The sequence below is a fragment of the Pseudonocardia halophobica genome, assembly GCF_027922425.1.
Lineage (GTDB): Bacteria > Actinomycetota > Actinomycetes > Mycobacteriales > Pseudonocardiaceae > Pseudonocardia > Pseudonocardia halophobica.
This window is the reverse complement of the sequence record NZ_BSFQ01000048.1, coordinates 20,807-44,195: the sequence shown is the minus strand read 5'-3', so window position 1 is coordinate 44,195 and position 23,389 is coordinate 20,807. Positions and strand designations below refer to the sequence as shown.

Annotated in this window: 29 protein-coding genes and 1 pseudogene; 24 read left to right on the top strand and 6 right to left on the bottom strand. The window is 71.6% G+C overall.

What is annotated here, in order from left to right:
• Positions 1-94: 94 nt before the first annotated feature.
• The 14 genes from PKE99_RS33410 (at position 95) to dmpG (ending at position 12,230) form a co-directional block, all read left to right on the top strand.
• The gene (locus tag PKE99_RS33410; RefSeq protein WP_037052844.1) at positions 95-772 is read left to right on the top strand and encodes a dienelactone hydrolase family protein; all 678 of its coding nucleotides are present in this window, start codon (positions 95-97) and stop codon (positions 770-772) included.
• Between the two features lie 5 nt (positions 773-777).
• The gene (locus PKE99_RS33405) at positions 778-2,148 is read left to right on the top strand and encodes an aromatic ring-hydroxylating oxygenase subunit alpha (protein WP_051738212.1); all 1,371 of its coding nucleotides are present in this window, start codon (positions 778-780) and stop codon (positions 2,146-2,148) included.
• Positions 2,149-2,164: 16 nt separating this feature from the next.
• Entirely contained in the window at positions 2,165-2,707 is a 543-nt protein-coding gene (locus tag PKE99_RS33400; protein ID WP_081924690.1) for an aromatic-ring-hydroxylating dioxygenase subunit beta, read from the top strand.
• Positions 2,704-3,510, top strand: coding sequence for an SDR family NAD(P)-dependent oxidoreductase (locus PKE99_RS33395; RefSeq protein ID WP_037052842.1), 807 nt, complete (start codon positions 2,704-2,706; stop codon positions 3,508-3,510). Before PKE99_RS33400 ends, PKE99_RS33395 begins: the two co-directional genes overlap by 4 nt.
• Entirely contained in the window at positions 3,507-3,824 is a 318-nt protein-coding gene (locus PKE99_RS33390) for a Rieske (2Fe-2S) protein (protein WP_037052927.1), read from the top strand. Before PKE99_RS33395 ends, PKE99_RS33390 begins: the two co-directional genes overlap by 4 nt.
• Positions 3,817-4,821, top strand: a complete 1,005-nt coding sequence (locus PKE99_RS33385; RefSeq protein ID WP_037052840.1) for an amidohydrolase family protein — start codon at positions 3,817-3,819, stop codon at positions 4,819-4,821. Before PKE99_RS33390 ends, PKE99_RS33385 begins: the two co-directional genes overlap by 8 nt.
• 100 nt (positions 4,822-4,921) lie before the next feature.
• Complete coding sequence (locus tag PKE99_RS33380; protein WP_037052926.1) at positions 4,922-5,704, top strand: IclR family transcriptional regulator; 783 nt, start codon at positions 4,922-4,924, stop codon at positions 5,702-5,704.
• A gap of 681 nt (positions 5,705-6,385) precedes the next feature.
• Entirely contained in the window at positions 6,386-7,594 is a 1,209-nt protein-coding gene (locus PKE99_RS33375; protein ID WP_037052838.1) for a cytochrome P450, read from the top strand.
• A 28-nt stretch (positions 7,595-7,622) separates the two neighbouring features.
• Positions 7,623-7,751 (top strand): hypothetical protein, encoded by a 129-nt coding sequence (locus tag PKE99_RS33370; RefSeq protein WP_197040865.1) that lies wholly within the window; start codon positions 7,623-7,625, stop codon positions 7,749-7,751.
• Positions 7,748-8,347 (top strand): SDR family NAD(P)-dependent oxidoreductase, encoded by a 600-nt coding sequence (locus PKE99_RS33365; RefSeq protein WP_051738211.1) that lies wholly within the window; start codon positions 7,748-7,750, stop codon positions 8,345-8,347. Before PKE99_RS33370 ends, PKE99_RS33365 begins: the two co-directional genes overlap by 4 nt.
• A gap of 184 nt (positions 8,348-8,531) precedes the next feature.
• Positions 8,532-9,308 (top strand): LuxR C-terminal-related transcriptional regulator, encoded by a 777-nt coding sequence (locus PKE99_RS33360; protein WP_197040863.1) that lies wholly within the window; start codon positions 8,532-8,534, stop codon positions 9,306-9,308.
• A 122-nt stretch (positions 9,309-9,430) separates the two neighbouring features.
• Positions 9,431-10,282: a 2-keto-4-pentenoate hydratase gene (locus tag PKE99_RS33355; protein ID WP_063739881.1), complete on the top strand. Its 852-nt coding sequence runs from the start codon at positions 9,431-9,433 to the stop codon at positions 10,280-10,282.
• Positions 10,279-11,217: an acetaldehyde dehydrogenase (acetylating) gene (locus PKE99_RS33350; RefSeq protein ID WP_037052834.1), complete on the top strand. Its 939-nt coding sequence runs from the start codon at positions 10,279-10,281 to the stop codon at positions 11,215-11,217. Before PKE99_RS33355 ends, PKE99_RS33350 begins: the two co-directional genes overlap by 4 nt.
• A complete protein-coding gene (dmpG, locus tag PKE99_RS33345; RefSeq protein ID WP_037052832.1) occupies positions 11,214-12,230 on the top strand; it encodes a 4-hydroxy-2-oxovalerate aldolase in 1,017 nt (338 codons plus the stop codon). The genes PKE99_RS33350 and dmpG overlap by 4 nt, the downstream gene beginning before the upstream one ends.
• A 732-nt stretch (positions 12,231-12,962) precedes the next feature.
• On the opposite strand, the gene PKE99_RS33340 is transcribed toward dmpG, so the two are convergent.
• On the bottom strand, positions 12,963-13,253 hold the full coding sequence (locus PKE99_RS33340; protein WP_037052830.1) for a hypothetical protein: 291 nt from the start codon (positions 13,251-13,253) through the stop codon (positions 12,963-12,965).
• A 176-nt stretch (positions 13,254-13,429) separates the two neighbouring features.
• Entirely contained in the window at positions 13,430-14,563 is a 1,134-nt protein-coding gene (locus tag PKE99_RS33335; protein ID WP_037052828.1) for a site-specific integrase, read from the bottom strand.
• 304 nt (positions 14,564-14,867) lie between these two features.
• Here PKE99_RS33335 and PKE99_RS33330 point away from each other — a divergent pair, with 304 nt between their 5' ends.
• Positions 14,868-15,266 carry a hypothetical protein gene (locus PKE99_RS33330; RefSeq protein WP_037052827.1) on the top strand — a complete coding sequence of 133 codons (399 nt, stop codon included), beginning with the start codon at positions 14,868-14,870 and terminating at the stop codon, positions 15,264-15,266.
• A gap of 51 nt (positions 15,267-15,317) precedes the next feature.
• On the opposite strand, the gene PKE99_RS33325 is transcribed toward PKE99_RS33330, so the two are convergent.
• Complete coding sequence (locus PKE99_RS33325) at positions 15,318-15,497, bottom strand: hypothetical protein (protein WP_156068054.1); 180 nt, start codon at positions 15,495-15,497, stop codon at positions 15,318-15,320.
• 622 nt (positions 15,498-16,119) lie between these two features.
• Here PKE99_RS33325 and PKE99_RS33320 point away from each other — a divergent pair.
• A complete protein-coding gene (locus PKE99_RS33320; RefSeq protein ID WP_197040862.1) occupies positions 16,120-16,353 on the top strand; it encodes an AraC family ligand binding domain-containing protein in 234 nt (77 codons plus the stop codon).
• Positions 16,354-16,356: 3 nt separating this feature from the next.
• Positions 16,357-16,539 (top strand): annotated as a pseudogene (locus PKE99_RS33315) (helix-turn-helix domain-containing protein); the annotation flags it as partial.
• 320 nt (positions 16,540-16,859) lie between these two features.
• Here the strand turns inward: PKE99_RS33315 and PKE99_RS33310 are convergent.
• From PKE99_RS33310 to PKE99_RS33300, 3 genes are all read right to left on the bottom strand, one after another.
• A complete protein-coding gene (locus PKE99_RS33310; protein WP_037052924.1) occupies positions 16,860-17,804 on the bottom strand; it encodes an anti-sigma factor RsbA family regulatory protein in 945 nt (314 codons plus the stop codon).
• Positions 17,805-17,809: 5 nt separating this feature from the next.
• Entirely contained in the window at positions 17,810-18,238 is a 429-nt protein-coding gene (locus tag PKE99_RS33305) for an STAS domain-containing protein (protein ID WP_156068052.1), read from the bottom strand.
• A gap of 174 nt (positions 18,239-18,412) precedes the next feature.
• A complete protein-coding gene (locus PKE99_RS33300) occupies positions 18,413-18,886 on the bottom strand; it encodes an ArsI/CadI family heavy metal resistance metalloenzyme (protein ID WP_037052817.1) in 474 nt (157 codons plus the stop codon).
• Between the two features lie 72 nt (positions 18,887-18,958).
• On the opposite strand from PKE99_RS33300, the gene PKE99_RS33295 reads away from it, so the two are divergent.
• Genes PKE99_RS33295 through PKE99_RS33265 form a run of 7 tightly spaced genes read left to right on the top strand, consistent with a single transcriptional unit; the run spans position 18,959 to position 23,383 of the window.
• On the top strand, positions 18,959-19,342 hold the full coding sequence (locus PKE99_RS33295; protein WP_037052815.1) for an ArsR/SmtB family transcription factor: 384 nt from the start codon (positions 18,959-18,961) through the stop codon (positions 19,340-19,342).
• The gene (gene arsB / locus PKE99_RS33290) at positions 19,339-20,442 is read left to right on the top strand and encodes an ACR3 family arsenite efflux transporter (protein ID WP_425566530.1); all 1,104 of its coding nucleotides are present in this window, start codon (positions 19,339-19,341) and stop codon (positions 20,440-20,442) included. Before PKE99_RS33295 ends, arsB begins: the two co-directional genes overlap by 4 nt.
• Positions 20,439-20,867 (top strand): arsenate reductase ArsC, encoded by a 429-nt coding sequence (locus tag PKE99_RS33285; RefSeq protein WP_231498414.1) that lies wholly within the window; start codon positions 20,439-20,441, stop codon positions 20,865-20,867. The genes arsB and PKE99_RS33285 overlap by 4 nt, the downstream gene beginning before the upstream one ends.
• A gap of 2 nt (positions 20,868-20,869) precedes the next feature.
• The gene (locus tag PKE99_RS33280; protein ID WP_051738209.1) at positions 20,870-21,886 is read left to right on the top strand and encodes a hypothetical protein; all 1,017 of its coding nucleotides are present in this window, start codon (positions 20,870-20,872) and stop codon (positions 21,884-21,886) included.
• Between the two features lie 32 nt (positions 21,887-21,918).
• Positions 21,919-22,269, top strand: coding sequence for an ArsR/SmtB family transcription factor (locus PKE99_RS33275; protein WP_037052812.1), 351 nt, complete (start codon positions 21,919-21,921; stop codon positions 22,267-22,269).
• Entirely contained in the window at positions 22,266-22,748 is a 483-nt protein-coding gene (locus PKE99_RS33270) for an SRPBCC family protein (protein WP_037052809.1), read from the top strand. The genes PKE99_RS33275 and PKE99_RS33270 overlap by 4 nt, the downstream gene beginning before the upstream one ends.
• 8 nt (positions 22,749-22,756) lie before the next feature.
• Complete coding sequence (locus PKE99_RS33265) at positions 22,757-23,383, top strand: maleylpyruvate isomerase family mycothiol-dependent enzyme (protein WP_037052806.1); 627 nt, start codon at positions 22,757-22,759, stop codon at positions 23,381-23,383.
• Positions 23,384-23,389: the final 6 nt, after the last annotated feature.

Below are 23,389 nucleotides of genomic sequence, written 5' to 3'. Positions count from 1 at the left end.
AAGCCACCAACGACAAGAACCGATCAGCCACACCCTGCCGTCGCGGGCGTCCGGAACACCTCGTCCCGAACATCAACAACCTTACGGAGGACCGATGGGCCACGAGGCGATGCCCCGAGTCGAACCGGAAACGCTCGACCTGGACGGGGTCGCGGTGGCAGCACTCGAGCTGGGGGCGAGCGCCCGGGGTGCGGTGGTGCTGCTGCAGGAGCGCGCCGCCGCCCGTGGTGAGACGGCCGAGCGGCTAAACCTGGTGGTGGAGCGCGGCTACTGCACCCTGGCGGTGCCCCACGAGGGGGTGGGAGTCGCCCTGCCCGCGGCCCGGCGGCGGCTGGCCGCGGCCGGGTGGGGCCCGGAGCAGACGGGGGTCGTCGGGATCGGGGCGAGCGCGGGCGCCGCGCTCGCCCTGGCCGGGCAGGGCGAGGTCGGCGGGGTCGTCCTGCTCGCCCCCGACGACCTCGAGCCCACCGCCCTGGCCGCGGTGGCGGTCCCCACGCTCGTCGTCCTCGGGGGCCGGACCCTCGGCCTGACCGCGGCGCAGGTGGCCGCGCTCGACGCCGCGGGCCGCCGCGCGTCCGAGCTGGTCCGGGTCGTGGTCGAGCCGGAGGTCGGCCACGGCTTCGTCGCCCGCTCCGGCGAGACGGCCGGGCACGCGGCCTGGTTCGACACCTGGCAGCGCACCGTCGAATGGTTCGACCTGCTGGTCAGCCCGCGCGCCACCCCGCTGGCCCTGGCTTGGGACCGGCGCCACGACCTCAGCACGAGGAGCTGACGGAGATGTCGCAGTACATCGTCGACGACCGAGAGATGCCGAAGTTCCGGGTCGACCGCGCCGTGATGGTCGATCCCGACGTGTTCGCCCGCGAGAAGGAGCTGATCTTCGACCGGTGCTGGCTGTACGTCGGTCACGAGACCGAGCTCGCCAAGCCCAACGACTTCCGCACGCGGACAGTCGGCGGCCGACCGGTGATCTTCTTCCGGGACAGCAAGGGCGTGATCCGGGTCTGGGTGAACTCCTGCCCGCACCGCGGCGCCACACTGTGCCGGGAACCGAGCGGCAACGCCCGGTTCATGACCTGCTTCTACCACGGGTGGAGCTTCAGCAACGCGGGCAAGCTCGTCTCGCTGCCCGACGACGAGTCCTACGGCCCCGACTTCGACCGCCCGGGCCTCGCCGCGCCGGCGCAGGTCGACTCCTACCGCGGCTTCGTGTTCGCCACCTTCGACCCGGAGGCACCCGACCTGCGGACCTACCTCGCGGGCGCCGCGGACTACCTCGACCTGGTCTGTGACCAGTCGAACGAGGGCATGCGGGTCCTGGCGGGGACTCACGAGTACTCCGCGAAGGCGAACTGGAAGCTGTTGGTGGAGAACAGCTTCGACGGCTATCACGCCGTCACCACGCACCAGCGGTACTTTGAGATGGCGATCGCGGCACGCTCGGGCAGCGAGGGCGACGCGGTGCGCGCCCGCGCCACCGGGGCGGGCAGCACGAACACCCTCGTCCAGTCGCGGGGGATCGACCTGGGCAACGGACACGCCGTCACCGCGGGCTCGCCGGTCACCGGCGGCATCTTCGGCAGGCCCCTGACCCCCGCTGGGCAGGCCGAGCGCGAGAAGCGCTTCCGCGGCTTCGCCGAGACCTACGGAGAGGCGTGGGTGGACCGCATGCGCGGCACCCGCAACCTCGTGATCTTCCCCAACCTGGTGGTGATCGACCTCGTCATGGGCGTGGTCATCCGCAAGATCGACCCGGTGTCGCCGGACTACATGGAGGTCTCCGCCTGGCACCTGGCACCACCGGACGAGGGGCCGGAGCTCCACCGGCAGCGGCTGGACAACTTCCTCACCTTCTGGGGCCCGGGCGGGCTCGCCTCCCCGGACGACGTCGAGGCGCTGGAGACGTGCCAGCGCTCGTTCGCGAGCCGGGGGGAGCTGCGCTACTCGGACATCTCGCGGGGCATGAACAAGGAGCGTCCGACCGGGTCCGACGAGTTCCAGATGCGCACCTGGTGGCGGCGCTGGAACGTGATCGTGACCGGCGAAGAGCTGCCGCCCGAGGAACACGCGCCCCTCGACGGCGTGTGGGCGGGTACCCGGCGGGACCCGGCCGACACCACGACGAGCGCGCCCGCCACCGCGGGCTGAGCAGAAGGCGACCGATATGACCCTGGCCCACCCCACGGCCGTGCCGACGCCACACTCCGCCGTCGGCTGGTCCACCGTGGACGACGCGACGCTGCGCGCACTTGAGCGTTTCCTGACCGAGGAGGCGGACCTGCTCGACCGCTGGCAGCTGCACGAGTGGCTCGACCTGTTCACCCCCGACGGGCGGTACCTGGTGCCCGCCACCGACCTGCCCGAGGGCGACCCCGAGCAGGACCTGTTCCTCATCCAGGACGACCGGTTCCTGCTGGAGCAGCGGGTCAACTCGCTTCTGACCCGCTCCGCCCACGCCGAGTACCCGCACTCGCGGACCCGGCGGCTGGTCACGAACGTCCGGGGCCGGTCCACGGACGGGGACCGGCTACTGGTCCGGGCGAACTTCGCCGTCTTCCGGATGCGATCCGGGGTCATGGACACCTACGTGGGGGAGTACCGCCACGTCGTCGTGCGTGAGGGGGCGATGTTCCGGTTCGCCGAGCGCAAGGCCGTCGTCGACCTCGACGCCCTGCGCCCGCACGGAAAGGTGAGCATCGTCCTGTGAACCGACTCGAGGGACGGACCGCGGTCGTCACCGGGACCAGCCCGAACATCGGGGGAGCCATCGCCCTCGGACTCGCGGCCGAGGGCGCCCAGGTGACCTGCACCGACATCGACCCCGATACCGCGGAGGCCTGTGCGGCGAAGATCGTCGCGAACGGCGGGGAGGCCATCGCGGTGGCGGGGGACGTCACCGACCCGGCGCATGCCGAGGACGTCGTCGCCCGCACCGCCGAGCGCTGGGGCGGGGTGGACGTACTGGTCAACAACGCGGTCCAGTTCAACCACAAGGGCCTGCTGGAGATGCCGATCGAGGAGTTCCGCAGGCAGACCGACATCATCCTGTCCGGCGCATTCCTGTTCACGCGGGCGGTGGCGCGAGACCTGATCGCCCGCGAGGCACCGGGCAGCATCGTCAACATCCTGTCCACTGCGGCGTGGCAGGGGCAGCCCGGCAACATCGGGTACTGCACGGCCAAGAGCGGCCTGATCAACTTCACCCGCTCCGTGGCGATGGAGCTGGCCGCGCACAGGATCCGGGTCAACGGGTTCACCCCGACCGCCACGCTCAGGGAGGGGCCGCCCCCGCCGGGGCCTGCACCCGCGGCTCAGGGGTTCCGGATGGACTTCCGGGGCCTGCACCCCTCGGGCAGGCTGCCGACTGCTGCGGACTACGTGCCCGCGGTCGTCTTCCTGGCCTCCGACGACGCCGCCATGATCACAGGAAGCAACATCACCGTCGACGGGGGCGCGACGGCCAAGTACTGGCCGTGGGCGCCCGGCACCGACGGGGGAGGGACGCCGTGACCGCACATCCTGTTGGCCCGAAGGCCGACTTCGAGCCGGGCACCGCCCGCACCGTGAAGTTCGAGGGGGTGGAGCCGATCGCCGTCTTCCGCACGGAGGACGGCGAGTTCCACGCCACCAGCGACACCTGCACCCATGAGGAGTGGTCGCTGGGCGAGGACGGCGACCTCGAGGGCACCGAGGTCACCTGCCCCCTGCACCTGGCCCGCTTCGACATCCGCACCGGCGCGCCGCTGTGCTTCCCGGCGAGTGTGCCGCTGACCTCGTACCCGGTCGAGGTCGACGCGGACGGGACGGTGTCGGTCGTTGTCTGAACCCACCGCGGTCGACGTCCACGCCCACCACTTCTCCCTCGGGGCCTGCCCGGGCACGGGTGCGGGGGCGCCGGCGCTGGTCGACGACGGCGACGGGCGCGGACGAATACTGCGGGACGGCGAGGTGTTCCGGGTGGTCACCGACACCTTGTGGCGCACCGCGCCCCGGCTGGCCGAAATGGATCGCGCCGGGGTGTCGCACCAGGTCGTCTCCCCGGTGCCGGTGGCGATGGAGTACGCCGCGGAGCCCGCCGCGCCCGCAGCCTATGCGGCCTGGACGAACGACGGCATCGCCGACGTCTGCGCGGAGGCGGGCGGTCGGCTGTACGGGCTGGGCTGCCTGCCCACGGCGGAGCCCGGCGTGGCGCTGGCCGAGCTGTACCGCTGCCTGCGGTTGGGGCTGCGCGGTCTCGAGGTCGGCACCAGGATCGGCGCGCTGGAGCTCGACGACCCGGAGCTGGAGCCGCTGTGGGCGGCGTGCGAGGACGCCGACCTGGCTGTGTTCGTGCACCCGTTGGACGGTGGCCGCGGAGTGGTGCGCCGTACCGGTCAGCCCTACGACCTCGGCCTAGGGATGCTCACCGACACTGCCATCGCCGCGACCGGGCTGATCTTCGGGGGTGTGCTGGAGAGACATCCCGGGCTCCGAGTCGCACTGGCGCACGGGGGTGGGGCGTTCGCCTGGGCCTATCCGCGGCTGCGGGTCGCGGCCTCGCGCGGCGCGGACCCGGGCGCGGTGCAGCGGTGGGACGCCGCTGCCAGCCGGCTCTTCGTGGACACCCTCGTGTTCGACGACGAGCACCTGCGCCTGCTTGTGCACCGCTTCGGTGCCGACCGGCTGGTGATCGGCAGCGACCTGCCGTTCTTCCCGGACCAGCTGGCCGAGTCGGTATGCGCGGTGCGGCGCTCTAGCGGAAACGCGCTGCCCGCCGGCACGGACCTGGCCGCGCTCGCCGCCAATGCCGAGATGTTCCTCGGACTTCGTCGCTCCGCGTAGGCTCACCGTCGTTCCAGTGGCTGGAACGGGTGGTCCCCCCCGCCGGCGGCCACCGGGCAAGGTGGTCGGCGTAGGCGAGGCGGACGCGATGGAGCGGTCGATGGGACGTGAGGGGCCGCCGCCGTCCATCCTTTCCAAGGCCTTCGACCTGTTGAACGCGTTCAATGCCCAGGAGCGGGTGATGACGCTCAACGAGCTGACCAGCGCGTCCGGCCTGCCGAAGTCTACGGTGCACCGACTGCTGGCCCGGCTGGTCGAGCTGGGGGCGATCGAGCAGCACCGCTCCGGCTACAAGATCGGGCTGACTATGTTCCGGCTCGGCTCAATGCCGCCCGCGGTGGGCATGCGGGACCGCGCGGTGCCGTACCTAGCCGCCCTGCACCGCTTCACCGGGCAGACCGTACACTTCGCGGTGCTCCGCGGCTTCGAGGTCGTCTACCTGGAAAAACTGCCCAGCGAGCACTCGGCTTCGGTGCTCTCGGGGATCGGCGCGCGGCTGCCCGCCAGCTGCACCGCGGTGGGCAAGGCACTGCTCGCCCACGAGGCGCCCGAGGACCTGCCGGACCTGCTGCCGTGTCCGCTGCCGCGGTTGACGCCGAGCTCGATCCGAGACGCCGACGAGCTTTTCGCCGAGCTCACTGAGGTGCGGACGAGCGGTCTTGCCCACGAGTACGAGGAGGCGCAGCCCGGTCTCGCGTGCATCGGGGCGCCGATCGTGGTGAACGAGTACGCCGTCGCGGCGGTGTCGGCGTCGTACCGCACGAACGCGCCGCTGCCCAAGGGGGCCGAGTCGATGCTGCGGCAGACGGCGGCGGCCATCGCCTCCTCTGTGCGGTCCTCGCTCGAGAGCGGCAGGCAGCACTGGTTCCCGCGGGAGATGTGACCGACGCCGCGCCGTTCTGCGCATGCCGCAGACCTGGTCGAGGTTGTAGCCCTCCCTCATCGAGCCGTGCCCGACCCGGCCCTCCTGGTCGCTCCACCGATGCAACGTGTGGAAGATGTCGGCGAAGGAGTACCAGGTCTCCGGCATCGACGACACCGCCCCGCCCTGCACGGCGACGTACCGCCCTCGGCATCTCGCCGGACCACTACTGCGTCACGCCGGCGGGGCCCATACGGTGGGCGCGCAGCTCGGACTCGACCAGGCCGTGCAACCTGGCCGTCGCGCATAGCAGGTAGCCGCGGTGGAAGCGGTACTGCTCGGTGGGCGCGGCAGCGGGTCGAAGGTGAAGACTCGGACGTGCCTTGTCGAGTAATCCGGCGCGAACCATCAGATCAGAGCCAGTGTCCTACAGGTCGCGGCGGCCGTGAGGTTCTTGCCCGCGGTCCCGAGAATGCCCATGTCGAACGACCTCCACGATGAGGTGCGATGGCGGCGGAGGCGGACCGGAGTCAGCCGAGAGTACCGTGACCCAACTTTTCAACCGGTGTCAAGAGTTGTCCGGAAAAGTTCGGAACGCCCCTCCAACTACGACCGAAAGGAGGTGCTTACCTTGACTCGGCGCCTACTCCGCATCCATTTTCCTCCAGGTTTCTCGCCCCTTCTCTCCGGAGGTGACCAGCGATGCCGACTGAGATCGCCCGGCCCGTCGAGGTCCCGGTCCTCGACGACGACCCTTTCGACCCCGAGAACCTCCGTGACCCCTATCCGATGTACGCGCGGCTGCGGGAGGCGGGGCCGGTCGTGTACCTGCCGAGCTGCCGGCACTACGCTGTGGCCCGTCACACCGAGGTGGCAGCCGTCCTGAAGGACTGGCAGACGTTCAGCAGCGCGGCCGGGGTGGGCCTGCAGGACCCCCGCGAGCCCGGCTACTTCCGCGCGCCGGGTCTGCTGCTCGAGCAGGACCCCCCGGACCACGCGCGGTTCCGCAAGGTGTTCACCCCGATCCTCGCCGCGCCGTCGGTCCGCAGGCTGCGCGAGGGCGCCGAGCAGCGGGCGCGTGCACTGGTGGATGGACTGCTGGCCCGCGGAACTGTCGACGCGGTGCGCGACCTGGCCGAGGTGTTCCCGCTGCAGGTGCTGCCCGACGCCATCGGCCTGCCCGTCGAGGGCCGCGAGCTGCTGCTGCCGATGGGCGAACTTGTGTTCAACGGCTTCGGCCCGCCGAACGAGCTGTTCGGCGCCGCGCTGGAGCGGGCCGCCGAAGCCCGGGCCTGGGTGGCGCGGTGCATGCTGCGGGAGAACCTGGCGTCCGTCGGCTACGGCGCGACGATCTACGGTTTCGCCGACGAGGGCACGATCACCGAGCACGAGGCCGGGATGCTCGTGCGCAACTTCCTCACCGCGGGCATCGACACCACGGTCAGCGCCCTGTCGGGGGCCCTCTTCCACCTCGCCGCCGACCCGACGCAATGGGCCGCGCTGCGGGCCGACCCCGCCCTCGCCCGGCTCGCCTTCGAGGAGACCGTCCGGATGCTGACCCCGGTCCAGGTCATGGCGCGCAGCTGCACTCGGCCCGCCAGGATCGGCGACGCGGAGCTGCCCCCAGGGGCCAGGGTGCTGGTGTTCTTCGGGTCGGCCAACCGCGATCCCGCGCGCTGGAAGGACCCCGACCGCTTCGACGTCCACCGCCGCCCGGCGGGGCACCTCGGCTTCGGCTCCGGAGTGCACTCGTGCCTGGGGCAGATCGCAGCCCGGCTGCAGGGTGAGGTGATGGTGGCCGAGCTGGCCCGCCGCGTCGAGCGGATCGAGCTCGTCGGCGACCCGGTCTGGCGGCTGAACAACGTGATGCGGGGCCTCGGGTCCCTCCCGGTGCGGCTGGTGGCGGCGTGAGCGGCGAGCTGACGGGCCGGTCGCGCTGGTGACCGGGGGCGCCGAGGGCATCGGCGCCGCGCTGTGCGACGGGCTCGGCGCGGCGGGCGCCGCGATCGCCGTCTGCGATGTGGTCGACCCGACCGACACCGTCGACCGGCTGCTCGCGGCAGGGTGAAGGCCCGGGGCGGGATCGTGGACGTCACCGACGGCGCCGCGGTCGAGCGGTTCGTCGCCGAGTCGGCGGCGGAGCTGGGGGAGGTGAACGTCCTGGTCGCCAACGCCGGGCTGTTCACCGGGCTGGCGCACACGCCGATCACCGAGATCACCGACGAGGAGTGGGACCGGGTCCAGGCCGTTAACGTCCGCGGTGTGTTCGCCTGCCTTCGGGCCGTGGTGCCGGGCATGCGCCGCGCGGGCAGCGGCAGCATCGTCACCATCGCCTCGACGTCCGTCGCTGGCGGGCTGGCCGACCTGGCGCACTACGTCGCCTCGAAGGGGGCTGTGATCGCGTTGACCAGGGCTGCGGCGCGCGAGCTGGGGGCAGACGGGATCCGCGTCAATGCCGTCGCGCCGGGGTTGGTCGCCAGCGACGGGATGCTCGCCAACGACGAGCACGCCGCCCTGCGGCCCTACGCGGCGGCCAAGCGCCCCCTCGCCCGCGACGAAATCCCCGCGGACCTCATCCGGCCGGTCGTCTTCCTGGCCGCGGGCGGTGACGGCTTCGTCACCGGGCAGACCCTCGTGGTGGACGGCGGTGCCTACATGGGCTGAGAACTACCGTCGAAAGGAGGCGCCGGGCCTGGCCGTCGAACGTCGTCGTCCGCGAGACTGGAGCCCTGATACGGGCGTCGGCGCCTGGGCGTCGTCCGGCGAGTCCCGGCGCGGGCCGTGCCGACCGGCCCACGGGAGGTGCGAGACGATGCGGGACTCTGACCCCTCACGGGGGGATCTCGTCGTGTTGGACGGGGCACTAAACCGGCTGCGTGCCGAGACCGGCGTGCCCCTGGTGGCGGGCGGGATCGTGCGCCACGGTTCCGGCGGCGAGCTGCTCGTGCTCGACCGCACCCTGGGCTCGCTCGACGACGCCCTCAACGGGGCGCGGGTCCGTCCCGGTCGCGGGCTGGGCGGCGCGGTCCTCGCCGCCAGAGCGCCCTGCTCGGTCGACGACTACATCACCGACGGCACCATTACCCACGAGTTCGCCGAACGCGTCGTGCGCGAGCGGTTGACCTCCACCTTCGCCCACCCTGTGGTCGTGGATGGGCGCATCCGCGCAGTCCTCTACGGCGCGGCGCGCGACGGGTGTCCGCTCGGGGACCGGGCGCTCGACGGGGCCCGCCGGGTCAGCAACGAGCTGGCCCTCGTCCTCGGGGCCGCACCCGCGACCCACCATCGGCGGCCCTGGACCCCGGCCGAGGCGTTGCGCGAGCTCGCCCGCGCTGCCGCGGAGGTCCGGGACCCGGTGCTCCGCGGCCGTCTGGAGGGCATACACCGATGCCTGGTCGAGGAACCCCCCGCACCCGCGGACCCCGGCACGGCGGTCCTCGCGCCCCGCGAGGTCGACGTGCTCCGCCGGGTCGCAGTGGGCCGTAGCAACCAGCAGGTCGCGGACGACCTCGGGTTGAGCCCGCTGACCGTGAAGGCCTACTTGCGGTCGGCCATGCGAAAGCTCGGGGTGTCCAACCGGACGGCCGCGGTGCACGCCGCGCGCACCGGGGGCGTGCTGACCTGACCATGGTTAGTCGCCCACTCGTCCCGTCCACCGGAACGGGGACTGGGCCGGGTCGGCCTCGGATGATGAGACTCGGCCGACCGGCGGGCCCGAACCCACTCGCCGGGGAGCCGGGAGGATGCATGAGCCAGAGCCAGGACCACGGCGTCGAGGCGGCCGCCACGAGATTGCTGGACGCGGCCCGCACCCTGATCCCTTGTGACCCGGTTCGGGGCCTGCTGCCGGACAGCACTGCCGCGACCGGCTACGCCGTGCAGACCCTTCTCACCCGGGCCGCCGAGGAGGCGGGACGGCGCGTGGTCGGCCGCAAGATCGGGCTGACGTCGGTTGCCGTGCAGACCCAGCTCGGCGTGGACCAGCCGGACTTCGGCGTGCTGTTCGCGGACGCCGAGGTCCCCGACGGCGGGGTGGCCCCGGCGGACCGACTGCTCCAGCCGAAGGTCGAGGCGGAGATCGCGTTCGTTTTGGGGGCGGACCTCGCCGACGACGACCTCGACGAGGAGACGGTCCGGCGGGCGACGAGGCACGTGGTCCCTGCGCTGGAGATCGTCGACTCGCGGATCGCCGGCTGGGACATCACGTTCGTCGACACCGTGGCCGACAACGCGTCGGGGGCGATGTATGTGCTCGGCGGGCGGCCCACGCCGCTGTCGGAGGTCGACCTGCCCGGGGTACGCATGGAGATGCGCGACGGGGCCGGTGAGCTGCTCAGCCGGGGCACCGGCGCAGACTGCCTCGGCGACCCGGTCCTGGCCGTGCTCTGGCTCGCGCGGACCTGCCGGGGGCTCGGCGTGCCGCTGCGGGCCGGAGAGGTGATTCTCTCGGGCGCGCTCGGGCCGATGGTCTCGATCAGCGCGGGCGGGTCCTACACCGCGACGCTCTCCTCGCTCGGCAGCGTGTCGGTCGCCGTCAAGCCTGTCGTCGACCCCGCCGCCGGTCCGGCGGTCGTGCGGACGGTCGGGCTCCCGCGATGAGGACGAAGGTCGCGATCGTTGGGTCCGGCAACATCGGGTCGGACCTGATGATGAAGGTGGTCCGGCTGTCCGGGGCGTTGGAGATGGGGGCGATGGTCGGCATCGACCCCGAGTCCGAGGGCCTCGCCCGAGCCCGTCGGATGGGTTTCGCCACCACGGCCGACGGCGTGGCGGGTCTGCTGGAGCTGCCGGTCTTCTCCGAGATCGGCATCGTCTTCGACGCGACGTCCGCCCGGGCACACGTTGCGAACGCCGCGCTGCTGGAGCCGCACGGTCGGATCCTGGTGGACCTCACGCCGGCCGCGATCGGTCCGTTCGTGGTGCCCGCGGTGAACCTCGAGCAGCACCGCGACGCGCGCAACGTCAACATGGTGACCTGCGGCGGGCAGGCGACGATCCCGATGGTCGCCGCCGTCTCGCGGGTGACCGACGTGCCGTATGCGGAGATCGTCGCCTCCATCGCGTCGAGGTCCGCGGGGCCCGGCACCCGGGCCAACATCGACGAGTTCACCGAGACCACGAGCCGAGCGATCGAGGTCGTGGGCGGCGCGCGGCGGGGCAAGGCGATCATCGTGCTGAACCCCGCGGAGCCGCCGATGATCATGCGGGACACGGTGCTGTGCCTCGCCGCCGGCGGGGATCCCGACGAGATCCGCGCGAGCGTCGCGGCGATGCACGAGGAGGTGTCGCGGTACGTGCCCGGCTACCGGCTCAAGCAGGAGGTGCAGGTCGACCCGGTTCCCGACGACGAGCCCCTGGGCACCCTGATCGGGGAGGGCCCCCGGCCACGGTGGCGGGTGTCGGTGTTCCTCGAGGTCGAGGGGGCGGCGCACTATCTGCCGTCCTACGCCGGGAACCTAGACATCATGACCTCGGCGGCGCTGCGCACCGCGGAGCAGTTGGTCGCGCGGTCGCGCGTAAAGGTGGCTTCGTGAGCGAACAGCCCGTGCTATACGTTCAGGACGTCACGCTGCGAGACGGCATGCACGCCGTCCGGCACCGGATGTCGCCGGCGGACGTCAAGGCGATCGCGGCCGCCGTGGACCGGGCGGGGGTCGACGCGATCGAGGTCGCGCACGGCGACGGCCTCGCCGGGGCGAGCCTGACCTACGGCCCCGGCAGCAACACCGACTGGGAGTGGATCTCCGCGGCGGCCGAGGTGGTCGAGCACGCCCGGCTCACCACCCTGCTGCTGCCCGGCATCGGCACGATCGCCGAGTTGGCCAAGGCCTACGACTTCGGCGTCGCGTCGGTGCGAGTTGCGACGCACGCCACCGAGGCCGACATCGCCGTGCAGCACATCGAGAAGGCCCGCGAGCTCGGTATGGACGTCTCGGGCTTCCTGATGATGTCGCACGTGGCGCCGGCCGCGGATCTTGCGGCGCAGGCGCAGGTCATGGAGAAGGCGGGGGCGCACTGCGTGTACGTCACCGACTCGGGCGGCAGGCTCACCATGCGGGACGTCCGGGACCGGGTCCGCGCGTACCGGGATGTGCTGAGCCCGGCGACGCAGATCGGCATCCACGCGCACGAGAACCTCTCGCTGTCGGTCGCCAACTCCGTGATCGCGGTCGAGGAGGGCGTCACCCGCGTCGACGCCTCCCTGGCCGGGCACGGAGCCGGCGCGGGCAACTGCCCCATCGAGGCGTTCGTGGCGGTGGCGGACATCTACGGCTGGAAGCACGGCTGCGACCTGTTCGCCCTGCAGGACGCTGCGGACGACATCGTGCGCCCGTTGCAGGACCGGCCGGTCCGCGTCGACCGGGAGACCCTGACACTTGGCTACGCGGGGGTGTACTCCAGCTTCCTGCGCCACGCCGAGCGTGCCGCAGCTCAGTACGGCCTGGACACGCGGGCGATCCTGGTGGAGGTCGGCCGCCGCAGGATGGTCGGCGGCCAGGAGGACATGATCACCGACGTGGCCCTCGACCTCTCGCAGCGGGGGTAGCCGCGCCCGGCGGCGTCAACGATCCGTTGGCGCCGCCGCGTCGGCGACCACGCGATCCGCGCAGTCGGTATCACGGAGGTCCAAGACCAAACTGTTACGAAGACCACGGGCGACGATGCCAAGGACTTTGCTCCTCGATGACGAGGTGGCTCCATGGGAGACGAACGAGAAGCCACCACCCGGTCCGTGGTCGACGGAATCTGCGCCGGTCGGCACCCGCGCGTCGTCGCGGATGTGTCGATGTCGCTGCCGCGGACAACTGCGGTTTCGAGTTCCGCCGACCCGAACCCGAGCGGCGGTCGCGGACCGGCTCGGACAACTCTTCATTCTGGACAGACATCGAAGAGATGCCCCTTGGGACGAGTCGACGGCAAGATCGCTTTCATCACCGGCGCGGGCCCGCGGCCCGGAACACGTCCACGTGCTGCGGCTGGTGCAAGAGGGCGCCGACATCATCGCAGTCGACATCCGGGTCGATTTGAACGTCGCCCGCGACGGAGGCCGATCTGGCGGAGACCGCCAAGCTGTTCGAGGTCCTCGACCGGGAGGGTGGTGACCCGCAGAGCCCAGGCGTAGACGTCCGGACGTTCAAGGGACTTGACGTGTGGCGCCAGGACGACACGGCTCTTCGCATGCGGAAGCGGACGCGCTCAGCTGGCGAGCGTCTGCGAGCGGGGTACGAGCGCCTCGTCGGGCGGGCCTTTTGGCGCTGAGTACGGTGTCCTCTCGACCTCAGTCAACGCCGCCGTCGTGCCGGGTTGCCGCGGCGCCGCCCTCGCGGCGAGGAGGCCAGGGCACTCCCGCTGCTGCTGCCCGAGCGTGCAGCTCCATCGTCTGGACAAACAGTCGCTCGGTCAGCCGTAGCAGGCCTGCCGCGCCGTGCTCTCGCTCGAATTGTTCAAGGATTGGGCGCGCTGCCAACTTCTTGGCGTCACGGTCGCCGTCTGCGGTGATCTGCGCACGAACGACCTCGTACATCGCTGCACGGATCTGCTGATCGGTGGTGAGCTCTTCGTCCGCCATGAGTCATGATCATGCCGCAGGCGGATCTGGCATGCCCGACCCACGCCCGGCGGCCGGCTCCTGCAGGCGGACGGGCTCGACGTGGTCCGAGAGCCCCCGGGCCTGCAGCCGCGCCTTGCTCGTCCTGACCTCCCCATTCGAGGGTCCGCGGCGACGCGTTGTCGAGTCCAGCCTGGCTATCCGAGGTCCTCCAAGACATCGGCCGCACCCGTGTCAAGGATCGCCCGGCCGTAGTACCGGTCGCTGGTCATCGACGGCTTGGCATGGCCGAGCTGGTCCGCCGCGGCGCGACTCGAAAGACCGGCTCCGTCCATCATCGACGCCACCGTCTTGCGGAAGACATGGCTCGTGACCCACTCGTAGCCGCTCGCGATCAACGCCTCTTTGAGGTCGGCCTGGGTATTGGACGGGTCGCGCAGCCCGCCTTTGGCGGCTGGGAACACCAGCGGCTCGGAGGTCGTGTCATGGGGTCTGCGCCGCCGCAGCATCTCAACTGCCCACGTGGGCAACCGGAGTCGGCGGCCCTTTACCTTCGATGACGGGTCACGACGGACTCGCAGCCCCTTGCCTCGTTCGCGAACGACCATCCCGCCCGTCCGAACGGTGCCGGACTCGAGATCAACGTCATCCCAGTCCAGCGCGCAGATCTCGCCGATCCTCAGGCCCGTGGCAAACATCGCCGATACGAGGTCCGGGATGTCGCGTCGTACCGCCACCTCGTCGTAGGTGAGCAGGGCGCGGAGCTGCCGTGCCTGCGCAGCGGTGAGAGCGACCGGGTCCTTCTTCGGGGTGCCGGAGATCCGTGGGGCGTCTCGGACGGGGTTTCGCTCGAGTGCGTCGTGCCTCAAGGCTAGGGTGCACATCCCCGAGAGGACCGTCCGCACGAGCTTCGTCACCGCGACGCCGTGCCGCTCGCGCACGGCCTTGAGGTGACGGTCGACAACGCCTGTGCTGAGCTCACGGACGCGGAGGCTGCCGAGGGAGGGCTTCACCTGGCGATCGAGGCGGTCGCGGTACGCCCGGAGCGTGCCCGGCGACTTGGCGCCGTCGTTGATCTCCGACCACCAGGCCTCGGCGAGGGCGTCGACCCGAGAGTCCGGAGTGATCTCCGCGCCTCCGTCGATGCGGACGCGGTCGCGCAAGGCCTCGGTGAGTGCGCGTTTCGCGGCGTTCTCCGTCGGCCCGTTCCTCTGCACCTGCCTTGTCACGCCGTCCCAGTCTCTGAACAGCGTTCGGGCCCACCACACGCCCCCTCGATCGTAAGTGCGTATCGAGGAGTACGTACCCAGCGGCATGGCGGGGCGGCCCATGAGTCACATCTTAGTCACAGGAAACCCTGGCAATTCAAGCGCAACGCTGATTGACGTGGTCGACAGTTCGCCCAGCTCATGGCTGGTAGTGAGCAGTCTTCACAAGCGTCGAGAAGTGGTCGAAGTAAATCGCAGGGTTACTGGTTCGAGTCCAGTCGGAGGAGCTTCTCCCCAGCTCACAGGCCTGATCACGCCTGCCAGCAAGATCACGCACCCACAATCGACGTCGTTCTCGACATCGCCACGCCACGCGGGCCGCTGTCTCCAGGTTGCGCAGCCGGATGACAGGGCGTTGCCTGACCTGATGACGTCCGACGACCGGACCGACAACGCCGAGCACGCCAACGGTCCCGGCGAGCGGGTGGCCGCGGCGCGTCGCCGCCGGGAGCAGATCGAGGAGCGCATCGAGCAACTGCGCGATCGGCGGGGCGAGATCGAGCAGCAGCGCACAGAAGGCCACGGCTCGCCGATCGAGGCCGCTGCCGAGGCCCAGGCCCGCGCCGAACGGGCGCACGAGCATGCTGCGGAGGCACACCAGCGGGCGGCCGTGCAGCACGAGGAATCCGCCGAGGTGCACGAACACGTGGCCGACGTGCTCGACGAGTACGGCCGGACGGACAACGCTCAGACGCATCGCCGGTCGGCTGAGCTGGCTCGTGAAGCGGGCGACGAGGAACATCGGACCGCGGCGGAGGAATCCTGACGGGGTGCAGCCGAAGCGTGAACCGCACGACCGTCGGTGTGGGCGGCTCGATCAGGGAGCTGCAGCCGAATGTTCGAGCTCGATCGAGGCGATGGCCGCCGGGACGGGGCTGTGCTCGCGGATGCGCTGTGCCTCGGAGCGGATCGCGATGGCCATGGCCTGCGTGGCGATCGCGTCCTGACGAAGCCAGCGTGCGTCGTCGATCAGCTTCTTCCACCCGGTGGCGTCCATGCTGCTCCTCTCCACGCGGAGGTCCTCACACTGCACCCGTGGGCACGGTCCCGCACCTGGTAGGGGGTCTGCGGCCGTTGGGCCGCGGGCCGGTTGCCGGGGTCGCGGGGGGGTAAGCAGAGGACATGGCAGAGACGCGCGAGACCGATGAAGTCATCGCGGCGGCGCGGGACATCTGGCGCCGCGGCCAGTTGCTGATCGACGAGGCCAAGACGCTGCGCCTCGCGGCGACACGGGCCCGTGAGAAGAGCAGGGCGGTGCGTGCGCGCATGACGTCCGAGCACGGCCTTCCGCACTGGCCCGACCTGCACGTCCGATCGGACCAGCACCCCGTGGGTGAGCGACGGTCATCATCCGTGTCGGGTCGGCCTCTCGGGAACCAGGGCCCTCACACGTCCGGGTCTGCGCATCCCGGGCCAGAAGAACCATCGCTCACGGCGTGACGCTCGCGCGACCCGGCGCTCCGACAGCCGTCGGCGGCCTCGCGGTACCTCTGAGGCAGTGTCTGATCGCCGCGGGCCTCGAAGACGTCTGCCAGGCGTGCGTGCAAGTCCGCGGCGCATCGATAGCGCTCCGCCGCCTGCTTGTGCGCCCGTAGCGCACACTCGTGTGCCTTCACGGCGTGGGCCTGCGCTTCGGAAACCTGGACAGGTCGCTGTGCGTGGAGCAGGTCCACGCGGGCCGCTTGTCGTTCCGCACCGCCGGACGCGAGCTCCACACCGTCGCCGGGGACGTATGCCTGGTCCCGCCGCACGAGCCGTGGCGGGCGACCAGCGAGGAGATCGACCTCGCCCCGCTGACCCTGGACCGCGACCGGGTCGCCGCGGCCGCCCGGGTCGGCCCGCGCGAGCTGTAGTACCTGTTCCGCGAGCACGAGGACGGCAGCCCGCTGGACCACCTGCGTCGGGTCCGGCTCGCCCGGGCCCACCGTGACCTGCAGGCCGCGGACCCCACCGAGGGCGACCCGGTCGCGGCCGTCGCCGCGCGATGGGGCTTCGCCCATCTCGGCCGCTTCTCCGTCCAGTACCGCCAGAGGTACGGGCAACGCCCGACGCCACCGTGCGATCCGCCGGCGGCACCGCTCGAGAGCTGCGGTCGCCACACGAGCACGGTCGGCGCGGTTCGACCTCGACAGCCGGAGCGCAGGCTCAGGCCCGGGCCGACGATGCGCTCGCCCGCGCCCGGGAGGCGCACGCACGAGCAGCGCGACTGCATGACGAAGCAGTGGAGACTCGTCGGCGCGTCAGGCAGGAGCGCGACCACCTCGGTCAGCCCGGCGCAGCCGTCGCCACGAACGTGGCCGGGCCGGGCGAATCCCCACCGGCTCGGGTCCGGTCGGAGGAGCTCCTCCCCGGCTCGGATCTACCGCCGGAAGTGGATCCGGATGACCGTGCCGCGACCCGTGGCGTGGACGCGGACGAGGTCGGTGACGTGGTTCACCAGCAGCAGGCCTCGTCCACCGACCTGTCCGGGTCGGGCAGGGCGGCGGCCGACGAGCGGATCGCCGATCCGGCCGGCGTCCTGCACCTCGCCGACCAGGTGGGCGTCGTCGATCCACACCCGCAGCGCACATTCGCCGGTCGCGTGCTCGATGCTGTTGGTGACCAGCTCGTTGATCGCGAGCTTGAAGTCCGCGACCCGGTCGGGGGTCAGGCCGGCCCGCTGTGCCTCCGCCACGGCCAGCGCCCGCGCCTGCGACAACGTTCGGATGTCGACCTGCACGGTGGACGGTCGGCGCGGCGGCTCGGGGAGGACCTCGTTGTACTCGGCGAGCACGTGATGCGGCTGGTACTGCCCGCTCGGGCGGTGCCCGGCGGGTCCGATCACCGTCGGGTGCGTCCGTTCGGCGTCGGCCACGACACGCTCGGGGAGGCCGTTCACGTCGTAGGGGCAGAGGATGTCGACGGGCCGGCCGGCGAAGGCCTGGTTGATCAAGGCTTCGTGTTGCACACAGGCCGGGTACTCGACCTCGCTCCGACCGGGCCAGATGGGCTCGCCGATGATCCGGACCCGGTCGGCACCGACATGGTGGTCGGCGAAGGCGAACAGCACCTCGGGCAGGATCCGGCCCGGGTTGCGACCTGCGTGCGTCATATCGATCAACCGCACCCGACCGGCGGATTCGCCCAGGGCCGCCCGCAGCGGTCCCAACTTCGGACCCGGCACGGCCACCGCCACCGGTTCACCGGCGCGGAGGCCCTCCGCGATGAACGACAGCGTGCCGGCGAGGTACTCGTCCAGCCCCCGGTAGAACAGTGCCGGATGCCGGAACCGTCCACCGTCCTCGGCGCCGGACGTCGTGGGCAGCGCAGTCACGGCCGGGTCCTCTCGACGAGAAGGCCGGGTACCCCGTTCGGCCAGCATGCGTCGAACACACGGAGGAACGTCGGACACGGGTTGGTCACGTGGAGGTGGCGGCCGGGCGGCAGCCGTGCGGACGCGGCGACCAGCATCGCCACCGCTCGAACGCTGACGAACCGTAGATCGGTCAGGTCCATCCGCCCGCCTCGGCCGCCCGACGCGATCCGATCCAGAGCCGCGGCCCAGAAATCATGGTTCCGTATGTCGATCACACCACACACCTGCCAGCCCCCATCGCTCAGCGCGATGATGTCGGCCAATGAGGCGGCGTCGCCGCCGTCGAGACCGGGCTTGTGTGAGTGATGGGCCTGGAGGCGCCCTCGCGGCCCCGCGTCCCGGGTCTGTACGGGATGGGCGTCGGGTGGTTTCCCGTCTGCCATGCAGGAAGTCTAGGCGCGGCGCGGCCCGGCGAGCGCCTCGCGCGTTCGCCGGGTGCGCGGGAAACGTCCAGCCGGGCACGGTGACGCGACGCCGGCGGGGCGCGCCGATGGTGTACGGCCGGGGAGCCGCAGGCCGACGGCTCGCCGCCCGCCGGGCGCCAGTGCGCCTTCCGTTCAGCCGCAGCACTTCACCGCCGCGTCGCCCACCAGCTCGGCAGGGGTCCCGCACTCGCAGGCCGTGTCCGGTGACGCACCGGCCGGGTGGACCGAGGTGGCGTCGGGGGCGTCGGCCTTGACCGTGTAGACCTCCCACGGCTCCGTACCCGGGCCGTGCACCCAGACCTTGTCCTGCAGCGCGTAGCAGCAGGTGGTGTCGTTCTCGACCTGCGTGAACAGACCCAGCTCGGACAGCCGGGCGGTGGCGGCGTTCACCTCGCCGCTGGTCTCGACCTCGACCCCGAGGTGGTCCATGACCGTCGGCCGGCCGGGCTCGCCCTCGATGAGCACCAGCTTCAGCGGCGGCTCGGTGACGGCGAAGTTGGCGTAGCCCGGGCGGAGCTTGGCCGGCTCCACCCCGAACAGCGACCGGTAGAACGCGATCGAGCCCTCCAGGTCGGAGACCCGCAGGGCGAGCTGGACACGGGACATGGCGTCCTCCTTGTTTCGATGACTGTCGAGACAGAGGTTGCATGCTGGTTCGAGGCTTGTCAAGATAGGCGCATGTCGAAGCAAGACCTGCCGGTCGTCGACCTGAGCGCGCCGGCCTGCTGCTCGCCGTTGACCAGTGAGCCCCTCGACGCGCAGCGTGCGGTGGAGCTGGCCCGGGTGTTCAAGGCGCTGGGCGACCCGGTCCGGCTGCGGCTGTTGTCGCTGATCGCCTCGCACGAGGGCGGTGAGGCGTGCGTGTGCGAGCTGACCGGCGTGTTCGACCTCAAGGGGCCGACGATCAGTCACCACCTCAAGGTCCTCAAGGAGGCCGGGTTGATCACCGGCGACCGCCGCGGGACCTGGATCTACTACCGCGTCTCACCCAGCACGCTGCGCACGCTCGGCGACGTCCTGACCGTCGACCCGGCCGACGAGCCCGCGGGTGTGTCCGCGTGAGCCTGACCGACCAGCCCACGGCCTCGTCGAACCCGGCGGTCGTGGGCAGGCTCTCCACGCTCGACCGGTTCCTGCCCGTCTGGATCCTCGCCGCGATGGCCCTCGGCCTCGGTGCCGGCCGCCTGATCCCCGGCCTCGGCCAGGCCCTCGACGCGATCTCGCTCGGCGGGGTCTCGCTGCCGATCGCGCTCGGCCTGCTGGTGATGATGTATCCGGTGCTGGCGAAGGTCCGCTACGACCGCCTCGACACCGTCACCGGCGACCGCCGCCTGCTCCTCGGCTCGCTGGTCCTGAACTGGGTCCTCGGGCCCGCGCTGATGTTCGCCCTGGCCTGGCTGCTGCTGCCGGACCTGCCCGAGTACCGCACCGGGCTGATCATCGTCGGTCTCGCCCGCTGCATCGCGATGGTCGTCATCTGGAACGACCTCGCCTGCGGCGACCGCGAGGCCGCCGCCGTCCTCGTCGCGCTCAACTCCGTCTTCCAGGTCGTCGCCTTCGCCGGGCTCGGCTGGTTCTACCTCTCGGTCCTGCCCGGCCGGCTCGGCCTCCCCCAGACCGACCTCGACGTCTCCGCCTGGGAGATCGCCCGCTCGGTGCTGATCTTCCTCGGCGTCCCGCTGCTGGCCGGCTACCTGACCCGCCGGATCGGGGAGCGGGCCAAGGGCCGCTCCTGGTACGAGGAGAAGCTGATCCCGCGGATCGGGCCGTTCGCGCTCTACGGGCTGCTGTTCACCATCGTGGTCCTGTTCGCCCTGCAGGGCGACGCGATCACCTCCCGCCCTCTCGACGTCGCCCGGATCGCGCTGCCGCTGCTGGCCTACTTCGCGATCATGTGGTTCGGCTCCCTCGCCCTGGCCAAGGCCGTCGGCCTGGGCTACGAGCGCTCCGCCACGCTCGCGTTCACCGCCGCCGGCAACAACTTCGAGCTCGCCATCGCCGTGGCCGTCGCGACGTTCGGCGTCACCTCCGGCCAAGCCCTCGCTGGCGTGGTCGGACCGCTGATCGAGGTCCCCGTCCTCGTCGCCCTCGTCTACGTCTCCCTCGCCGCCCGCCGCCGTTGGACCCGCTCGAGCCACTCGACCCAGGAGGCCTCGCCATGACCAGCCCCGACAGCCCGACCATGCCCGAGGTGCTGTTCGTCTGCGTCCACAACGCCGGCCGCTCACAGATGGCCGCCGCACTCCTCCGTCACCACGCCGCCGGCCGGGTCCGCGTCACCTCCGCCGGCTCCGCACCGGCCGACCAGATCAACCCCGCGGTCCGCGCCGTCATGACCGAGCGGGGGATCGACCTGTCCCACGAGTTCCCGAAGAAACTGACCACCGACGCCGTGCAGGCCGCCGACGTCGTCATCACCATGGGCTGCGGCGACACCTGCCCGGTGTTCCCCGGCAAGCGCTACCTCGACTGGCAGGTCACCGACCCCGCCGGCCGCAGCGTCGACGAGGTCCGCCCGATCCGCGACGAGATCGACGCGAGAGTCCGCGACCTGCTCGCCACGCTTCTCGGTGAGCCGGCGGTGTAGCCGTGGCCGGCCCGGGACGGGTCTGCCCGGTGGCCTACCGCTACCGGCCCGAGGACCTCGCCGAACCTCCCGCGTTCGCCTGCACGACCCTGTTCGTGGTCGGCGGGCTCTACGGCAACCCGCACGCCCTCGACGCGGTCCTGGCCCGCGCGGCCGCCGAGCCCGCCCCTCCCGAGATCGTGTTCAACGGCGACTTCCACTACCTCGACGTCGACCCCGATCACTTCCGGGCGGTGGACGCCGGCGTGCACTCCCACCACGTCACCCAGGGCAACGTCGAGTACGCCCTGACCGCCGACGACGACACCGTCGGCTGCGGCTGCGACTACCCCGACTACATCGCCGAACCGGTGGTCACCAACTCCAACCTCGTCGTCGAGCAGCTCCGTGCGAGCCCGGCCCTGCGGAACGACGCGGTCCGACGCCGCCTGGCCGAGCTGCCCCGGCACCTCACCGTGCTCGTCGGGGACCACCGGGTCGGGATCGTGCACGGCGACCCCGAGAGCCTGGCCGGATGGCGGCTCGCCCTCGAAGCCCTCGACCCACCCGACCAGGACGCCCGCACTCACACGGCCTTCGCCGGACCGACCACGACGGTCGAGCAGGTGGTCGACTGGTGCCGCCGGGCCGGGGTCGACGCGCTGTGCTGCACCCACACCGGCCTGCCCTACGCCCAGGTCGTCCCGCACGCCGACCGCCGCTGCGTCGTCGTGAACAACGGGTGCGCCGGCCTGCCGAACTTCGCCGGCACCCGCGTCGGCGTCCTCACCCGCCTGTCGGCCGATCCGGGCACGCCGCGGGACAGCCTGTACGGGACCACCCTCGACGGCCTCCGCGTCGACGCCCTGCCCGTCCGCTACGACCACGACCGCTGGCAGGCCGACTTCCTGCACTCCTGGCCGCCCGGCTCACCCGCCCACGACAACTACGCCACCCGCGTCGAGCACGGGACCTGGCTGACCGTCGACAAGGCCGCCCGGGGCACGGCCGCCGCCCCGGGCGCCACTCCGCGGGCTTGACGACGGCCTTCGTGCGTCTACACTTACCGTTTGTGTCGGCTTACGGAGATGCGGGCCTGGGGCTCCTCGGCGACCCCAGCCGGCGCGCCATCTTCGAGCTGCTCGCGCGCCGGCCCAGTTCGGTGCAGGAGCTGGCCGACGAGCTGCCGATCAGCAGGCCGGCGGTGTCCCAGCACCTGCGGGTGCTGCGCGAGGGCGGGCTGGTGGTCAGCCACGCCGAGGGGACCCGGCGCATCCACCGGCTCAACCCCGAGGGCGTCGGCGCCTTGCGGACGTGGCTGGACGGGGTGTGGAGCGCCGCGCTGACCGACTTCCAGAAGACCGCCGAGGCCACCACGCCGGGCCTGGAGTCCCGGCCCGAGGACGTCGAGGAGCAGCCATGAGCGGCACGGCCCCGATCCCGCCCATCACGGGCACGGTCAGTCTCGCGGTCCCGGTCGAGCGGGCGTTCGAGGTGTTCACCGGTGCGGTGAACACCTGGTGGCCGCACCAGTACCACATCGGGCAGGCCGAGCTGGCCGAGGTCGTCCTCGAGCCCGGCGTGGGCGGGCGCTGGTTCGAGCGCGGCGTCGACGGCAGCGAGTGCGACTGGGGGCGGGTGCTGGTCTGGGAGCCGCCGCACCGGCTGGTGATCACCTGGCAGATCAACGGCTCCTGGCAGTTCGACCCCGACCCGGAGAAGGCCAGCGAGATCGAGGCCCGGTTCACCGCGGGCGGGCCGGGGGAGAGCGTGGTCGAGGTCGAGCACCGCTACTTCGAACGGCTCGACGGCGGGCAGGCGATCAACGACGCGATCAACGGCGGTGGCGGCTGGGCGCTGCTGCTCGACGGGTTCGCGAAGACCGTCGCCGAGCAGGGCTGAGGCCCTCGATGCACGCCGTGGACACGATGGCGATGGCCCGCGAGGAGCGCGGCGAACTGGTCGACCTGCTCGGCACGCTCACTCCGGCGCAGTGGGAGGCCCGGACGCTGTGCAGCGAGTGGTGCGTCCGCGAGGTGGTCGCGCACATGTTCAGCTACGACGAGCTCAGCCGCCCCCAGCTGGTTGGACGGTTCCTGCGCCGCGGGCCGGGACGGGCGAACGAGGTCGGGGTCGCCGCCTACGCCGACCGCAGCCCGGACGAGCTGATCGCCCTGGCGAAGAACAACCTGCAGCCCCGGGGGCTGACCGCCGGCTTCGGCGGCCGGATCGCGCTGACCGACGGCATGATCCACCAGCAGGACATCCGACGCCCCCTCGGCCTGCCCCGCCCCATCCCTGCCGAGCGGCTCGACGTCGTCCTCGACTACGCCAGGACCGCCCCGCCGATCAGGGCGAGGAAGCGCATCCGTGGGCTGACCCTGACCGCGACCGATCTCGACTGGACCACCGGCGAGGGACCGGAGGTCGCCGGGCCCGGCGAGGCGCTGCTCATGGCGCTCGCCGGCCGCCACGGAATCACCCCCGAGCTCTCCGGGCCCGGGCTACCCGAACTCGCCAGGCGCATCGGCGACTGACGGCAC

Excerpts from the sequence above, each read along its gene's own strand:
- PKE99_RS33410 (WP_037052844.1), top strand. The coding sequence starts at position 95 with ATGGGCCACGAGGCGATGCCCCGAGTCGAACCGGAAACGCTCGACCTG.
- PKE99_RS33405 (WP_051738212.1), top strand. The coding sequence starts at position 778 with ATGTCGCAGTACATCGTCGACGACCGAGAGATGCCGAAGTTCCGGGTC.
- PKE99_RS33400 (WP_081924690.1), top strand. The coding sequence starts at position 2,165 with ATGACCCTGGCCCACCCCACGGCCGTGCCGACGCCACACTCCGCCGTC.
- PKE99_RS33380 (WP_037052926.1), top strand. The coding sequence starts at position 4,922 with ATGGGACGTGAGGGGCCGCCGCCGTCCATCCTTTCCAAGGCCTTCGAC.
- PKE99_RS33375 (WP_037052838.1), top strand. The coding sequence starts at position 6,386 with ATGCCGACTGAGATCGCCCGGCCCGTCGAGGTCCCGGTCCTCGACGAC.
- PKE99_RS33355 (WP_063739881.1), top strand. The coding sequence starts at position 9,431 with ATGAGCCAGAGCCAGGACCACGGCGTCGAGGCGGCCGCCACGAGATTG.
- PKE99_RS33350 (WP_037052834.1), top strand. The coding sequence starts at position 10,279 with ATGAGGACGAAGGTCGCGATCGTTGGGTCCGGCAACATCGGGTCGGAC.
- PKE99_RS33340 (WP_037052830.1), bottom strand. The coding sequence starts at position 13,253 with ATGGCGGACGAAGAGCTCACCACCGATCAGCAGATCCGTGCAGCGATG.
- PKE99_RS33335 (WP_037052828.1), bottom strand. The coding sequence starts at position 14,563 with ATGGGCCGCCCCGCCATGCCGCTGGGTACGTACTCCTCGATACGCACT.
- PKE99_RS33330 (WP_037052827.1), top strand. The coding sequence starts at position 14,868 with ATGACGTCCGACGACCGGACCGACAACGCCGAGCACGCCAACGGTCCC.
- PKE99_RS33325 (WP_156068054.1), bottom strand. The coding sequence starts at position 15,497 with ATGGACGCCACCGGGTGGAAGAAGCTGATCGACGACGCACGCTGGCTT.
- PKE99_RS33305 (WP_156068052.1), bottom strand. The coding sequence starts at position 18,238 with ATGGCAGACGGGAAACCACCCGACGCCCATCCCGTACAGACCCGGGAC.
- PKE99_RS33300 (WP_037052817.1), bottom strand. The coding sequence starts at position 18,886 with ATGTCCCGTGTCCAGCTCGCCCTGCGGGTCTCCGACCTGGAGGGCTCG.
- PKE99_RS33295 (WP_037052815.1), top strand. The coding sequence starts at position 18,959 with ATGTCGAAGCAAGACCTGCCGGTCGTCGACCTGAGCGCGCCGGCCTGC.
- PKE99_RS33285 (WP_231498414.1), top strand. The coding sequence starts at position 20,439 with ATGACCAGCCCCGACAGCCCGACCATGCCCGAGGTGCTGTTCGTCTGC.
- PKE99_RS33270 (WP_037052809.1), top strand. The coding sequence starts at position 22,266 with ATGAGCGGCACGGCCCCGATCCCGCCCATCACGGGCACGGTCAGTCTC.
- PKE99_RS33265 (WP_037052806.1), top strand. The coding sequence starts at position 22,757 with ATGCACGCCGTGGACACGATGGCGATGGCCCGCGAGGAGCGCGGCGAA.